At 69.7% G+C, this 14,017-nt stretch carries 12 protein-coding genes; 6 read left to right on the top strand and 6 right to left on the bottom strand.

The window, feature by feature from the left end:
• Positions 1-73: 73 nt before the first annotated feature.
• The gene (locus V2J18_RS17095) at positions 74-1,735 is read left to right on the top strand and encodes a LysM peptidoglycan-binding domain-containing protein (RefSeq protein WP_336132419.1); all 1,662 of its coding nucleotides are present in this window, start codon (positions 74-76) and stop codon (positions 1,733-1,735) included.
• Between the two features lie 56 nt (positions 1,736-1,791).
• On the opposite strand, the gene bchE is transcribed toward V2J18_RS17095, so the two are convergent.
• Entirely contained in the window at positions 1,792-3,339 is a 1,548-nt protein-coding gene (gene bchE, locus V2J18_RS17090) for a magnesium-protoporphyrin IX monomethyl ester anaerobic oxidative cyclase (RefSeq protein WP_336132418.1), read from the bottom strand.
• A gap of 197 nt (positions 3,340-3,536) precedes the next feature.
• Here bchE and V2J18_RS17085 point away from each other — a divergent pair, with 197 nt between their 5' ends.
• A complete protein-coding gene (locus V2J18_RS17085) occupies positions 3,537-4,487 on the top strand; it encodes an XVIPCD domain-containing protein (protein WP_336132417.1) in 951 nt (316 codons plus the stop codon).
• Between the two features lie 55 nt (positions 4,488-4,542).
• Positions 4,543-5,466, top strand: a complete 924-nt coding sequence (locus V2J18_RS17080) for an XVIPCD domain-containing protein (protein ID WP_336132416.1) — start codon at positions 4,543-4,545, stop codon at positions 5,464-5,466.
• A 79-nt stretch (positions 5,467-5,545) separates the two neighbouring features.
• Here V2J18_RS17080 and metK read toward each other — a convergent pair whose 3' ends face one another.
• Complete coding sequence (gene metK / locus V2J18_RS17075) at positions 5,546-6,772, bottom strand: methionine adenosyltransferase (protein WP_064747737.1); 1,227 nt, start codon at positions 6,770-6,772, stop codon at positions 5,546-5,548.
• A 279-nt stretch (positions 6,773-7,051) separates the two neighbouring features.
• Here metK and olsF point away from each other — a divergent pair, with 279 nt between their 5' ends.
• Positions 7,052-8,818 carry a bifunctional ornithine lipid synthase OlsF gene (gene olsF / locus V2J18_RS17070; RefSeq protein WP_064747736.1) on the top strand — a complete coding sequence of 589 codons (1,767 nt, stop codon included), beginning with the start codon at positions 7,052-7,054 and terminating at the stop codon, positions 8,816-8,818.
• On the top strand, positions 8,815-9,642 hold the full coding sequence (locus V2J18_RS17065) for a UDP-2,3-diacylglucosamine diphosphatase (RefSeq protein ID WP_064747735.1): 828 nt from the start codon (positions 8,815-8,817) through the stop codon (positions 9,640-9,642). The genes olsF and V2J18_RS17065 overlap by 4 nt, the downstream gene beginning before the upstream one ends.
• Positions 9,643-9,720: 78 nt before the next feature.
• Here V2J18_RS17065 and V2J18_RS17060 read toward each other — a convergent pair whose 3' ends face one another.
• Positions 9,721-10,434, bottom strand: a complete 714-nt coding sequence (locus V2J18_RS17060; protein ID WP_064747734.1) for an aspartate/glutamate racemase family protein — start codon at positions 10,432-10,434, stop codon at positions 9,721-9,723.
• A gap of 117 nt (positions 10,435-10,551) precedes the next feature.
• On the opposite strand from V2J18_RS17060, the gene V2J18_RS17055 reads away from it, so the two are divergent.
• On the top strand, positions 10,552-11,610 hold the full coding sequence (locus tag V2J18_RS17055; RefSeq protein ID WP_064747733.1) for a metal-dependent hydrolase: 1,059 nt from the start codon (positions 10,552-10,554) through the stop codon (positions 11,608-11,610).
• Positions 11,611-11,623: 13 nt separating this feature from the next.
• Here the strand turns inward: V2J18_RS17055 and V2J18_RS17050 are convergent, their stop codons facing one another.
• The 3 genes from V2J18_RS17050 to V2J18_RS17040 all read right to left on the bottom strand — a co-directional run bounded on the left by V2J18_RS17050 (position 11,624) and on the right by V2J18_RS17040 (position 13,960).
• On the bottom strand, positions 11,624-12,457 hold the full coding sequence (locus V2J18_RS17050) for a class I SAM-dependent methyltransferase (protein ID WP_064747732.1): 834 nt from the start codon (positions 12,455-12,457) through the stop codon (positions 11,624-11,626).
• Between the two features lie 7 nt (positions 12,458-12,464).
• Positions 12,465-13,463, bottom strand: coding sequence for a tRNA dihydrouridine synthase DusB (gene dusB, locus V2J18_RS17045; protein ID WP_336132415.1), 999 nt, complete (start codon positions 13,461-13,463; stop codon positions 12,465-12,467).
• Between the two features lie 161 nt (positions 13,464-13,624).
• Positions 13,625-13,960: a YegP family protein gene (locus tag V2J18_RS17040; protein ID WP_336132414.1), complete on the bottom strand. Its 336-nt coding sequence runs from the start codon at positions 13,958-13,960 to the stop codon at positions 13,625-13,627.
• Between the last annotated feature and the right edge of the window lie 57 nt (positions 13,961-14,017).

Below are 14,017 nucleotides of genomic sequence, written 5' to 3'. Positions count from 1 at the left end.
GCTGGTCGCGTACCGCACCGCATGCCTGCGCATGCGCTGCGGCGCGACCCTCCACTCGCACCCGAGGCCCCCCATGTATCTTTCCCCAGACAGCATCGGCGGCGCACCGATGCTCTCGCCGCAATCGAGCCCGACCACGCACACGGTCGCTCCCGGCGAAACCCTGCTGCAGATCGCCGATACCTACGGCGTCACCCCGCAGGCTTTGCGCGAAGCCAATCCCGAGCTGTTCCGGGACACGTGGCGCCAGGACGAGGCCCAGCAGGCCGGCCGCGCCGATCCGATCTTCCACGGCGACACGCTCAACATTCCGGCCGCACCGATGAGCGTGACCGAAGGGTCGATCGACAGCCCTTACGACGCCGGCCACGGTACCAGCAAGAGCGAGTATGCCGGCGCCGTGGGCTCGGTGAAGGTCATGCACAACCCCGGCGACAACGTCACCCGGGCGACTCAGACCAACGAGACCGGCGCCGACTCGATCTTCAAGATCAGCAACGAAGTGTCGGTGGAAGTGGGTTGGACCAAGAAGGACGGGAGCACCGAGTTCAGCGTGGTCGGCGCCAACGTCACCTTGGTGCGCGCAGAGGGGCGGGCGGGACCGTTCGAGGCGGAGGGTGCCATCGGTATCGGTTTCCGCGCCCGCTACAAGGTGATCCTGCCGGGAGAGAACCACGATCCGGCCCAGGTCGCGCAGATCAATCCCTTCGACCCCAGCACGATTCCGCCCGGCGCGTCGGTGATCATGGACGGACAGCAGTACGAGCAGACCGACCTGGCTGGGTCGTTCAAGCACATCGGCGGCGAGAGCCAGGTCAAGGATGCGCGCGGGTCGGCCTACGTGATCACCCGCGACCCGCACAGCAATCAGGTCACGGTGATGAAGGGGCCGTGCTCGGCGCTGGAGTCGTTCAGCGGCGGCGGCCTGCGCTTCAATCAGCACGGCGTGGAGGCGTCGATCAGCGTCGGCGGGCAGACCAATGTCAGCGATTCGACGCTGCGTACGGCGCGTTTCGACCTCGACAGTTCCGAAGGCCGTGCCGCCTATGAGCGCTTCGTCGTCACCGGTCGCGCCGAGCAGGGAGAGCCGGGCGTGGAGGGCGTGGCGACGGTGCAGCGCCTGGATGTGTCTTCGCAGGGCCGGATCAAGCTCCACCTGGCCACCGGTGCGGCCGAACTCGAAGGCGATATCGCCATGGGCGGCGCCAACGCCGGCAGCGTCATCCAGACGACCCATCCCGATGGTTCGATCGCGTTGACCCGCGAATTCAGCTACGGCGACAACGTGCCGCTGACCGTGACCCAGTACTTCGACGCGCACGGCAACGAAGTGCGGTCGGAGCGTACCTACGAATACACCGTCGACACCGGCGGACAGGGCAACCATTCGGCGCAGCAGATCAACTGGGTGCTCAGCGGCGGCGTTACCGAGAGCGGTCCGGCGCAGCCGGGGCAAAAACTAAAGCTGACGTTCACCGAGGCGGAAATGCAGTCCTTGAACGCCAAAGCCGAAAAGGCCGGCGATACGATGCCGCAGATCGCCCACTTCACCGACGACGGCGACGGCCGCTCGGCCAGCACCCTGCAGTTCGCGATCGGCATGGCGCGCAACATGAACCAGAACAAGTACGGTTTCGCCGGCACTCTGCTGGACATCTCCGATGCGGCCGACGGCCATGCCGGGCGCGGCTTCGTCCGCCTCGACATGGACGTGCGGCGGCATGTTCCCGGCTGAAGTCCCGCTGCGGGGGCGCCGGTCGGGTCTGCCGAGGGCGGCGAACCGTCGCGCGTTCAGGCTTGCGGCAGCGTGCGGATCGGGATGCGTCGCCGCTGCGGCTTGGCCAGCGCGTTCTCGTGTTCGGCCAGCGAGGCGCCCCAGAACTCTTCGACGCTGGGGCCGCGACGGGTGCGGCCGCCGGCGAAGAAGAACTCGAACAGCTCGCGCAGCCAGACCCGGCGGCCCATGCGGACGTACCAGCGCATGCCGCGCAGTACGTCGCGGTCCGGATGCAGCAGGCTGCGATACAAGGCGCGCGGACGCAGCTGCATGATCGCCTCGATCGCCTTGACCCACAGCAGCACCCGCCACGGCGGCACGCCGCGGGTCGCCAGCACCTGATGCTTGTAGTCCCATTTGCGCGGATCGGTCTGGATCACTTTGCGTGCGGCGACGCTGTCGTAGTACGGCGTCCAGCGGTGCGGGGTGGCGTAGAGCAGCTGGATCTGGTCCGGGTCGTAGCGCAGCAGGTGGCGCAGCGAGTTCCAGTAGTCGCGGTCGCCGTCCTCGTCGAAGCCGACCACGTAGGTGGCCATCGAAATGATGCCGTGCTCGCGCAGCAGGCGGATCGCCTGCTGGTCCTCGCGCACGCTGGCGCCTTTGCGGATGGTCTGCAGGGTCGCTTCGGAATAGCTCTCGATGCCGAGCAGGAAGCGGATCACGCCGGCGCGCTTGTACAGATGCAGGATGTCGGCGTCGCGCACGATATCGCCGGCGCGGGTCGATCCGACCAGGGTCAGCCCGACGTTCTCGGCGATCAACGCTTCCAGAAACGCTTTCCAAGCCTTGCGCGAGCCGGTCGGCAACTCGTCGGCGAAGTTGATCAGACGCACGCCGTGCTCTCGGTACAGGCGCGCCAGCTCCTGCGCGAACTCGACCGGATCGCGATGGCGCCAGCGGGTCCAGAATCCGCGCTGGCCGCAGTAGCTGCACAGGTAAGGGCAGCCGCGCGAGAACTGCACCACCACCGCTTTCATGCCGCCCCAGTAGGAATAGCGATCGTGGTCGATCAGCTCCCAGCCGACCCGGGCCTGGTCCAGGTCGGTCAGCATTTCGGCCGGGCCGGTATCGACGATGCGGCCGTTGCGGCGATAGGCCAGGCCGGGTACGCCGGCCGGTTCCTCGCCGCGCGCAAGGGCTTGGGCGAGCAGCACCGCGGTGCGTTCGCCTTCGCCGCGGACGATGCAGTCCACCGCCGGTTCGCGGCTGAGGACATCGCGCCAGTGATAGGTCGGGAACACGCCGCCGTAGACGATCCGCAGCCGGGGCAGCGCCTGTTTCGCACGCGCGGCGATGCGGGCGATCGTGGGATGCGCCGAGGTCGAGCCGGAGTGGCCGACCATCAGCAGATCGGGCGCGCGTTCGACCACCTGCCGCACGACCTCGTCGATCGGCATCGGCCCGAACTCGGCGTCGAGCAGCTCGACCGCGAAGCCGGCGTCGAGCAGCGGGCCGCCGATGCTGAGCAGGCCCAGCGGCGGCAGTTGTTCGCGCGGCACGCGGCTGCCGATCGCGGTGTGCGGCGGATTGAGCAGGAGGATGCGCAAGGCGGGGACGGACATGCGGAGGGCTCCGGCCGGCGAGGTGCCGGCGCGCTGCGCACTGTCGGCGGCGGCGGTGGGCTCAGGATGAGGCGGGCGTGAGGCCGCTGCGTCGGTTCTGTGACGGCGGTCGGCGCGACAGGCCGCCTGTGCGGACGTTTTGCGTAAACACCGATGCCGCGCGCGCATCGGCGAGCGCCCCATCCACGGAGAGAGCGATGAACGCACGCGTCAAGGTCGGCCTGGACGAATGGCTGGTGGCCGATGCCGATCGCACCGAGCTGATCGCCGACGGCCTGTCCGGCGGCGTGGCGGTCGGTCTGGCCGGCGACGGCAAGGTCGCGCTGTCGCACGTGTCCTGCGCGTGCGATGCCGGCCACTGGGAGGCCTATCGGACTGGGCTCGATCGAGCGCTGGCGGCGTCGGCGCTGGGCGAACGGCCGCAGGCGGTGCTGGTCTGCGCGCAGGGCGACAGTCAGCTCGGCAGCGACGCCTGGTTGCCGTGGCGGCTCAAGGACTGGCTGCACGGAAAAGGCATCCGGGCCGAGATCCGCCAGGACAACGGCTGCCGCATCGCGGCGGGCGATGGCGGCTTGCGCTGTACGCTCAAGCGCGCCGATCGCGAGGACGATTATCGCTACGGCTACGCGGTCTCCAGCGATGCCGGCGATGCGGCGAGCCTGGCCGGCTCGCTGTCGGATCGGGCCAGGCCGGCCGGCGCGGCGCATTCCCCGCGCGCCGACTTCGCCGCGGGCGACGCGGTGCTGACCGAGGAGGGGCATCCGGCTTACGGGTTGTACCGGCAGATCCTCGGCAAGATTCCGCCCGAGGCGGTCGGCGCCGACAACGCCGGCGAGCTGCCGGGCCTGTACGCCGCGCGCCAGGCCGCGGCGGCGCTGACGGTGGAGTGTCTGAAACAGAACATCGGCCGCGTCGATACCGTGATCACCGGCGGCGAAGACCATGCTTCGCTGTTCGCGATCATGGGCAACCGGCGCGAATCCTTGCGGCATGCCTCGGTGGTCACCGACGACGCCTTGGATATGCCGATGCCGGCGTTGAGCGCCGAAGCGCGGCGCTTGCATGCGGCGCTGCCGGCGTTCGGCGCAGCGCCGTCGCCGGCCCCGCCGCCGCACGCGCAGAACAACCGCAGTGCGCTGACGACCTGATCCGCAGGCGCGCTTGGGAGGGGCTGGACGACATGCGATTGACGGAGAGCGAGCGATGAACGACCGGGTCAAGGTGGGCGCGGACGAATGGTTGAGCGTGCAGGCCGGCGGGCCCGATCTGATCACCGACGGCCTGCGCGGTTGCGTGGCGGTCGGCCTCGCCGGCGGCGGCCGGATCGCGCTGAGCCACGTGTATTCGGCCTGCAACGACGAGGCCCGTTGGCAGGCGTACGAGAAACAATTGAATGCGGCCTTCGACGCCTCCGCGCTGGGCCCGCCCGGGAAGATCAAGGCGGTGATCGTCGACGTCGACGACACCGGCAAGTTCCTGCCGCAGCGGCTGGCCCGATGGTTGCAGGACAAGGGAGTGGAGCGGATCGATTTGCGCGTGGACGAAGGCTGCCGGGTGCTGGGTTCGCCCGGCGGCTCCGGCGCGCACTACCTGCTCAAGGACGACGATCTGGCCACGGATTACGACCGCGGCTATCAAACCAGCGCGGACGGCCGCGACGGCGTAAATCAAGCGTTGCTGTCGGAACACGGCGGAGCGGCGACCAAGATCTTCGCCGATGTCGCGCTGCCGTCGCCGTCGGCGAGCGACGGACCGTTGCTGACCCAGCCCGGGCACCCTCATGGCGATTTGTATCGTTCGATCCTGCAGCGGATCGGCGAAATGGAGGATCAGGGCATGCTGAAAGACAGGCGGCCCTGGCAGGAGCAGGTCGCCGCGGAGCTGACCCGCGGTTGCGTCGCCGCGCAGATCTACGATTCGATCGATGCCGTCGGGTACGGCCGGGGCGAGCGCGAAGACGAGCTGTTCGTGTTCAAGGGGCCGCAAGAATCGTCTTACACCGGCGTGGGCGTGGACATCTTCAAGACCGACGCGCAGAGCCTGGCCAACGCCAGCCGGGACACCCTGGATGCGCCGCCGCCGGGCTTGGGCCAGCCGGCGCAGCAGCAGAAAAGCCAGACGCAGTAAGCCGCCGCCATCGGGGCAAAAGAAAAGGGCCGCTTTCGCGGCCCTTGACTCGTTTCGGCGATAACGCGCCGGCGCAGGCTTACTTCTTCAGCCCGGCGTCCTTGCGCAGATCGTCGGCCTTGTCGGTCTTTTCCCACGAGAATGCGGTCGCGGTGTGCTTCTTGCCGGCGCCGTCGACGTAGCTGACTTCCTTCGGCTTGCGGCCGAAGTGGCCGTAAGCGGCGGTCAGCTGATAGACCGGGTGGATCAGGTCGAGCATCTTGACGATGCCGTACGGGCGCAGGTCGAAGTGCTTGCGGATCAGCTTCTCGATCTTGTCGTCGCTGATCTTGCCGGTGCCGAAGGTGGTGACCGAGATCGAGGTCGGCTCGGCCACGCCGATGGCGTAGGAAACCTGCACTTCGCACTTGTCGGCCAGGCCGGCGGCGACGATGTTCTTGGCCACGTAGCGGGCGGCGTAGGCGGCCGAACGGTCGACCTTGGACGGATCCTTGCCCGAGAACGCGCCGCCGCCGTGGCGGGCCATGCCGCCGTAGCTGTCGACGATGATCTTGCGGCCGGTCAGGCCGCAGTCGCCGACCGGGCCGCCGATCACGAAGATGCCGGTCGGATTGATGTGGACCTTGCTCTTCGGCAGCTTTTCCAGCCACGCCTTCGGCAGCACCGGCTTGAGGATGTGCTCGTACACGCCCTCGACCAGGTCCTTCTGCTTGATGCCCGGGTCGTGCTGGGTCGACAGCACCACCGCGTCGAGGCCGACGACCTTGTGCTCGGCGTCGTAGCGCAGGGTGACCTGCGACTTGGCGTCCGGGCGCAGCCACGGCAGCTTGGAGTTCTTCTGCTTGCGGATCTTGGCCTGCTGCTCGACCAGGCGGTGCGAGTAGTAGATCGGCGCCGGCATGAACTCCGGGGCTTCGTTGCAGGCGTAGCCGAACATCAGGCCCTGGTCGCCCGCGCCCTGTTCTTCCGGCTTCTTGCGGTCGACGCCGGCGGCGATGTCGGGCGACTGCTTGCCGAGCATGTTGATGATCGCGCAGGTGTGGCCGTCGAAGCCGACGTTCGAGTTGTTGTAGCCGATGTCGTTGATGACCTTGCGCGCCAGCGCTTCGATGTCGACCCAGGCGCTGGTGGTGACTTCGCCGGCGACGATGGCGGCACCGGTCTTCACCAGCGTCTCGCAGGCCACGCGCGCGCGCTTGTCCTGGGCCAGGATGGCGTCGAGGACGGCATCGGAGATCTGGTCGGCGATCTTGTCCGGATGGCCTTCGGAGACGGATTCGGAGGTGAACAGGTAGCTGCTGGACATCGAGGCTTTATCCTCGTATTCGGATAGAAAGATGGCCGAATATGATACAGGCTCGGCCGCGAACGCGCATTGTGCCGCTTCCGGGGGTTGCCGGGGGTTAATCCGGCGGCCGATTTGCCGGTGAATGGGGAGGCAACGCCGGCCTACGCCCCGCATCTTCGCCCAATGGCGCCAGGGCCGGCCGGACGGCGGGCTGTCATCGCTCTGTCCCCGAACCGACATGGCGCTGTCGCCGCGCCGGCGCAGGCTGCGCGGCATACCGCCGCCGATGCGACGCCGATGCTGCCTCTCGAACGCCGACTGCAAGAGCGCTTCCCGCAATGGTTCCGCGGCCGCCGCGCCAGCCTGGCGCGACCGCTGCTGCGCACCCTGGGGCGCTGGTCGCGCTTCGACCTGGTCGACCGCTTCCTGGCCGAGAACGGCCACCTGCGCGACTTCGCCTTCGTCGGCGGCGCCCTGGATTTCCTCCAGGCCCGCTACCTGGCCGATCCGGCCGAACTGGAGCGGGTCCCGGCCCGCGGCCGGCTGTTGATCGTCGCCAACCACCCCTCCGGCGCGCTCGACGCCCTGGCCCTGCTCGACGCGGTCGGACGGGTCCGGCGCGACGTGCGCATCGTCGCCAACGACCTGTTGTCGGCGCTGGAGCCGCTGTCGGGGCTGCTGTTGCCAGTGCGGATCCTGGGCGGCCGGCCGAGCGCCGAGAGCTTGCAGGCGATCGAGGCGGCGCTGCGCGCCGAACAGTGCGTGATCGTGTTTCCCGCCGGCGAGGTCGCCCGGTTGGGCCTGCGCGGCGTCGCCGACGGGCGCTGGCGGCGCGGCTTCCTGAGTTTCGCCCGCAAGACCGGCGCGCCGGTGCTGCCGGTGCGGATCGAAGCGCGCAACTCGGCCCTGTTCTACGGCGCCTCGGCCCTGTTCAAGCCGGCCGGCACCGCCCTGCTGGCGCGCGAAATGTTCGCCCGCCGCAGCCGCCGCATCGCCCTGCGCATCGGCCGGCCGCTGCAACTGCCGACCGACGGCGACCCGCAGCAGCTGCTGCGCGAGGTGCGGCGCGAACTGCACGCGATCGGCACCCCGCGCGAACGCGCCGCGCCGGTCGGCCCCGAGCCGCTGGTCGAGGCCGTCGACCCGGCCCTGGTCCGCGCGGGGGTCGAAGCGATGGAATCGCTGGGCCACACCCTGGACGGCAAGCAGATCCGGGTCGGACGGCTCGATGCCGGCGCGCCGCTGCTGCGCGAGATCGGCCGCCTGCGCGAGCTGACCTTCCGCGCGGTCGGCGAGGGCACCGGCCAGCGCCTGGACGTGGATCTGTACGACGGCTGGTACGAACACATCGTGCTGTGGGACGCGGCGGCGCAGCGTATCGCCGGCGCCTACCGGATCGGCCGAGGCAGCCGGTTGCTGGCCGAGCGCGGTCTGGCCGGGTTCTACACCGCCTCGCTGTTCCGCTTCGCCGACGATGCGGTGCCGCGCCTGGCCCAGGGCATGGAGCTGGGGCGCAGCTTCGTCGTGCCGGAGTACTGGGGCAGCCGCAGCATCGACTACCTGTGGCAGGGCATCGGCGCGTACCTGATCCGCCAGCCGGGCGTGCGCTACCTGTTCGGGCCGGTCTCGATCAGCGCCGCGCTGCCGGCCGACGCGCGCGAGCAGATCGTCGCCTACTACGCCCGCTACTACGGCGCCGCCGAGGCCGATGCGGTCTCGCGCCAGCCCTTCGTCTACCGCGCCGCGCCGCCGCAGTTCGACGCCGTCGACGCGGCGACCGCGTTCCGCGTGCTCAAGAACAATCTCGATGCGCTCGGCGCGACCCTGCCGATGCTGTACAAGCAATACACCGACCTGTGCGAACCCGGCGGCGCGCGCTTCCTCGCGTTCGGCGTCGATCCGGCGTTCAGCGACGCGGTCGACGGCCTGATCGAAGTGGACCTGCTGCGGCTGCGGCCGAAGAAGCGCGAGCGCTATCTCGGCGCAGTCGCCGCCGCGCCGACGGCCGCCGGTCCCGCCATCGGTTCCGACGCCGAGTCCGTCGCCAGCGAGGCCGTGCCATGAGTCCTGCATCGATCGCGCAATTGCCGCTGCGCCGGCGGGCGGTGTTCGTGTCCGATGTGCATCTCGGATCGAAGCACTGCCATGCCGCGGAGCTCGCCGATTTCCTGCAGGGTCTGCGTTGCGATCGCCTGTACCTGGTCGGCGACATCGTCGACCTGTGGTGGATGTCGCAGCACCGGGCCGCCTGGGGCGCCGCCCAGTACCGGGTGGTCGAGGCGTTGCACGCGCTGACCCGCGCCGGCACCGAGCTGATCTACGTGCCGGGCAACCACGACCGCTCGATCCGCCGTTTCTGCGGCCTGGCGCTGCCGCGCATGCAGGTGCGCCGGCGCGCGATTCACCTCACCGCCGACGGTCGCCGCCTGCTGGTGGTGCACGGCGACGACTACGACGCCGCGACCCAGTTCGGCGGCATGCAGGAAAAGTTCGGCGACTGGCTGTACGAGCGCATCCTGACCGGCAACCGCCTGACCAACCGGGTGCGGCGCCGCTTCGGCCTGCGCTACTGGTCGCTGGCCGACTTCCTCAAGCGCCAGAGCGGCGCGGCCGAACGGTACATCGCCCGCTTCGTCCAGGCCGGCCTGAGCGATGCGCGCCGGCGCGGGCTGGACGGCATCGTCTGCGGCCACATCCACCGCGCCGCGTTGTTCGAGCGCGAGGGCTGCGTGTACGCCAACGACGGCGACTGGGTCGAAAGCCTGACCGCGCTGGCCGAGGACCCCGACGGTACGTTGCGTCTGCTCGCCCACACCGGCGAGACCCTGGCGCTGTTGCCGGCGCGCGCGCCGCGCCGCCTGCCCGAGGCGGTGCCGCACGCGGCCTGAGCCGGCCCTGCGGAGCACGAGTTCGATGGCCCTCCCTCTTTCCAGGACGGAGAGAGGGAGGGCCGGCGTGGGGCGGGCTCAGGCCGGAGCGCCGCCGATCGCGCGCCGCAGCGCGGCCCGCGCCAGCAGCCGGGTCGAGTCCAGGGTCGGCAGCGGCGAATTGGCGTCGTCGACGATCAGCGGAATCTCGGTGCAGCCCAGCACCACCGCGTCGCAGCCCTGCGCCTGCAGTCCGGCGATGACCTCGAGGAAATAGGCGACCGTGGCCGGCTCGAAGCGGCCGTAGACCAACTCGTCCATGATCAGCCGGCCGATCCGCGCGCGCTGTCCGGCGTCGGGGCGGCGGTACTCCAGGCCGAGGGCACCGAGCTTGTCCGGATAGACCTCGCTTTCGACCAGCCATTGCGTACCGGTCAGGCCGAGGCGGCGATAGCCGCGCGCGGCGGCTTCCTGCGCCACCACCTCGGCGATGTGCAGCCACGGCAGCGGCGAGCGCGGCAGCACGTAGGACATGGCCTGGTGGATGGTGTTGTCCGGGCAGATCAGCAATTGCGCGCCGGCGCGGGCCAGGGCCCGGGCCGAACTCAGCATCAGTTCGCCGACCCCGGCGATATCGCCGCGGTCCAGGCACTCGACGTAGTCGGCCAGCGACAGGCCGTGCAGGGAGACGGTCGGGTGCGCGTGCGCGCCGAGCAGGGGCGCGGCTTCGGTGCAGATCGTGCGGTAACACAGCGCGGCGCCTTCGGCGGAGCAGGCGACGATACCGATGTGCAAGGGCGTGGCGTCGGTCATGCGCGAGGTCGGTCGGGACGGGGCTGCGAGTATGCGTCGCCGGCGCGCGCCCGTGCAGGGCCGCGCGGCAACGAAAAACAAACCCGGGCCGGTCGCGGCTGCGGTTAGCATCCGCGCATGGATTCCCTGACCCAGATCGTGCTCGGCGCCGCCCTCAGCGCCGCCATCGCCCCGCCGCAACATCGCCGCGCCGCCCTGCTGGCCGGCGCCGCGCTGGCGACCCTGCCGGATCTCGACGTGATTCCGGTCAACCTGCTCACCGCCGACCCGGTCGAGCGCATGACCTGGCACCGCAGCCTCAGTCATTCGTTGTTGGTGCTGCCGTGGCTGGGCTGGTTGATCTGGGCGTTGTTCCGCCGCCGCGGCGGCCGCGTCGCGCAGGCGCCACGGCGCTGGTTCTGGGCGATGCAGGCGGCCTTGCTGACCCATCCGGTGCTGGATGCGTTCACCGTCTACGGCACCCAGCTGTGGTGGCCGCTGCAACCGCCGCCGGCGATGTGGTCGAGCGTGTTCATCATCGATCCGCTGTACACCGCGTGGCTGGCGATCGCCTGCCTCTGGGCCTGGTTCGCGCGCGAGCGGCGCAGCGCCCAGCCGGCCTTGCTGCTGGGCCTGGCCGTGAGCACGCTGTACCTGGGCGGCTCGTTGTGGGCCAAGCACCGGGTCGAACGCGCCGCCGAACCGGCGCTGGCCGAGCTCGGCCTGCGTGATGCGCCGCGCTTTTCGGTGCCGATGCCGTTCAACATCCTGCTGTGGCGGGTGGTGGCGATGACACCGGACGGTTTCGTCGAGGGCGAGCGCTCGCTGGCGGCCGATCGCGGGCCGATGCGGTTCCGCTTCTATCCTTCCGACACGGCGGCGTTCGCGGCCGTCGCCGACTACCCGGCGGTGCGCCGGCTGCGCTGGTTCAACCACGGTTTCATGAAGGCCGAGCAACGCGACGGCCAGGTGGTGCTGACCGATCTGCGCATGGGCGCCGAGCCCGATTACAGCTTCCGCTTCGTAGTCGCGCAGCGCGACGGCGAGGGCTGGCGCGAAGTCCCGCCGCAGCAGCTGAAATGGCCCTGGGACGCGGCGCGCAAACTGCCGGCGATGTGGACCCGGATCTGGCGCGAACCCGGGCCGGCCGGGACTCAGGCGCAGGCGCGGCCGGCGACGGCCGCCGGCGCAAGTTGAACGCCGCGGCGTCTCAGTAGACGGTCGCGCGCGCTTGCACGAAGGAATAGAAGAACACGGCGTTCGGGTCGTTCTGCACCTGATGCATTTCCCGGCGCATGCCGTCGACCACGTCCTGGGTGACGCAGCCGGCGCCTAGCAGCTGGTCGGCCGCCGACAGCAGCAGCTCTTCCCAGAACGCGATCATGGTCTTGCGCCGCGCGGGTTCGCGGTTGTCGAAGTAGAAGGTCTTGATCTCGGTGTTGACGTCGCGGAACCCGCCGGCCAGCAGCAGATTGCCGAGCTTGGCGCCGACGAAGGGATCGCCGCCGCTTTCGTACTGGAAATCGTTGAACGCCATCCAGTACCGCCAGACATAGGGCGAATAGGGGTCGAGCAGGAAGGACGAGTTCATCACCTCGGTGATGTATACCGGCGAGCCCGGCGACAGCACCCGGCGCACTTCGTTCAGCACCCGCGCCGGCGAGGGCACATGCTCCAACACCCAGCACAGGAAGGCCGCGTCGAAGCTGCGCGGCTCGAACGGCAGGTCGGTGGCGTCCGCGCGCTGCAGCGAGTAGCGGCCCTGCATCCACGGCATCCGGCCCAGGTTGTCGCGGGCGGCGTCGAGCTGCGCTGCGTTGAGGTCGACGCAACTGACGTGCAGGTCGGGGAAGCGACGCAGCAGGATCTCGGTCTGCGCGCCGACGCCGCTGCCGACTTCCAGCAGCCGGCGGGCGCTGCCGTAGTCGATGTTGTGGAAGATCGTCGATTCGGCCAGCCGCGCCTGTTTCACCAGGCGCGCCTGCTCGGTCGGCGAGAATCCGTGCAGGTAGGGAAAATCGGTGGTCGCGGCGGATTCGCTCATGGGGACCTCAGGCGGCGGAGGCCAGCGCCGGGCTGACTCCGGCGACCAGCGCATCGAAGTAATCGCGGGTCAGGCGCAACTGCAGCTCGGCGCTGTCGGCGCGGTTGACCACGCTGCGGAAGGCGGCGTTCTCGGGGCGGTCCTTGGCGTACCAGCCCAGGTGCTTGCGCGCGATGCGCACGCCGGAGACTTCGCCGTAGAAGGCGTGCAAATGTTCGAGGTGGCCGAGCAGCCAGTCGCGCACCTCGCTCAGCGCGGGCGGGGCCAGCTCTTCGCCGCACTCCAGGTAATGGGCGATCTCGCGGAAGATCCACGGCCGTCCCTGCGCGGCGCGCCCGACCATGACCGCGTCGCAGCCGGTATGGGCCAGCACCGCCGCGGCCTTGCGCGGCGAATCGATGTCGCCGTTGGCGATCACCGGGATGCTCAACGCGGCCTTGATCGCGGCGATGGTGTCGTACTCGGCCTGGCCGGTGTATTGCTGATCGCGGGTGCGGCCGTGCACGGTCAGTGCGGCGATGCCGGATTCCTGGGCGATGCGGGCGATGCTCGGGGCGTTGCGTTGGTCGTGGTCCCAGCCGGTGCGGATCTTCAGGGTGACCGGCACCTCGACCGCGTTCACCACCGCTTCGAGGATGCGCGCGACCAGCGCCTCGTCGCGCATCAGCGCCGAACCGGCCCAGGCGTTGCAGACCTTCTTGGCCGGGCAGCCCATGTTGATGTCGACGATCTGGGCGCCGTGGTCGACGTTGTAGCGCGCCGCCTCGGCCATCACCTGCGGCACCGTGCCGGCGATCTGCACGCTGATCGGGTCGGGCTCGCCGGCATGGTCCATGCGGTGGCGCGACTTGGCCGTGGTCCAGAAGCGCGGGTCGCTGGTGGTCATCTCCGACACGCACAGACCGGCCCCCAGGCGCTTGCACAGCACCCGAAAAGGTTTGTCGGTGACCCCGGCCATGGGGGCCAGGATCACGCGCGGGGCGATGGAATGTCGGCCGATCTGCATCCGCGCATTGTATCGGCTCGGGCCGGACGGGGCCGCGACGGCGGGACGTTCCGCGACGGGCGCCCGGCGCGGCGCGCGGCCGGGTTCGCAGACCGGATACGGCGACGGCGCCGCGGGGGCGGCGCCGTCGGCAAGCGGCGGGGCGACGGCCCCGGCCGCGATCAGGCGGTGGTGTCTTCGACCGTGGTGGTCGGGCCGTTCTGCTTGACCGAAGCGATGCCGTCGTCGCGCGCGGTCTCGCTGGAGTACAGCTCGCTGGTGCCGATGACCTGGTGGTTGGCCGCGGTCAGCACGAAATAGGGCTTGGCGTTGCTCGAGGTCTTGCGCGTGTAGCGCTCGTCGATCGGGCTGTTGCTTTGCACCGAGGCGATGCCGTTGCGGCAACCGCTCTTGTCGCCGTAACCCTCGCTGGCGAGGATGGTCTGGCCGTTGCCGGCCTTGAGCACGAACTGGAATTCGCCGTTGCTGCGCTTGCTGATGACGTACTTGCCGGCCATGTGTGTCCTTCCCTCGTTATCGTGGACGCCGCCCTGGAATGAGCGGTTCGACATCCT

The sequence above is a fragment of the Lysobacter firmicutimachus genome (assembly GCF_037027445.1).
Classification (GTDB): domain Bacteria; phylum Pseudomonadota; class Gammaproteobacteria; order Xanthomonadales; family Xanthomonadaceae; genus Lysobacter; species Lysobacter firmicutimachus.
Note: the sequence above shows the minus strand (reverse complement) of the source record. Positions and strands in the feature narration are given on the sequence as shown.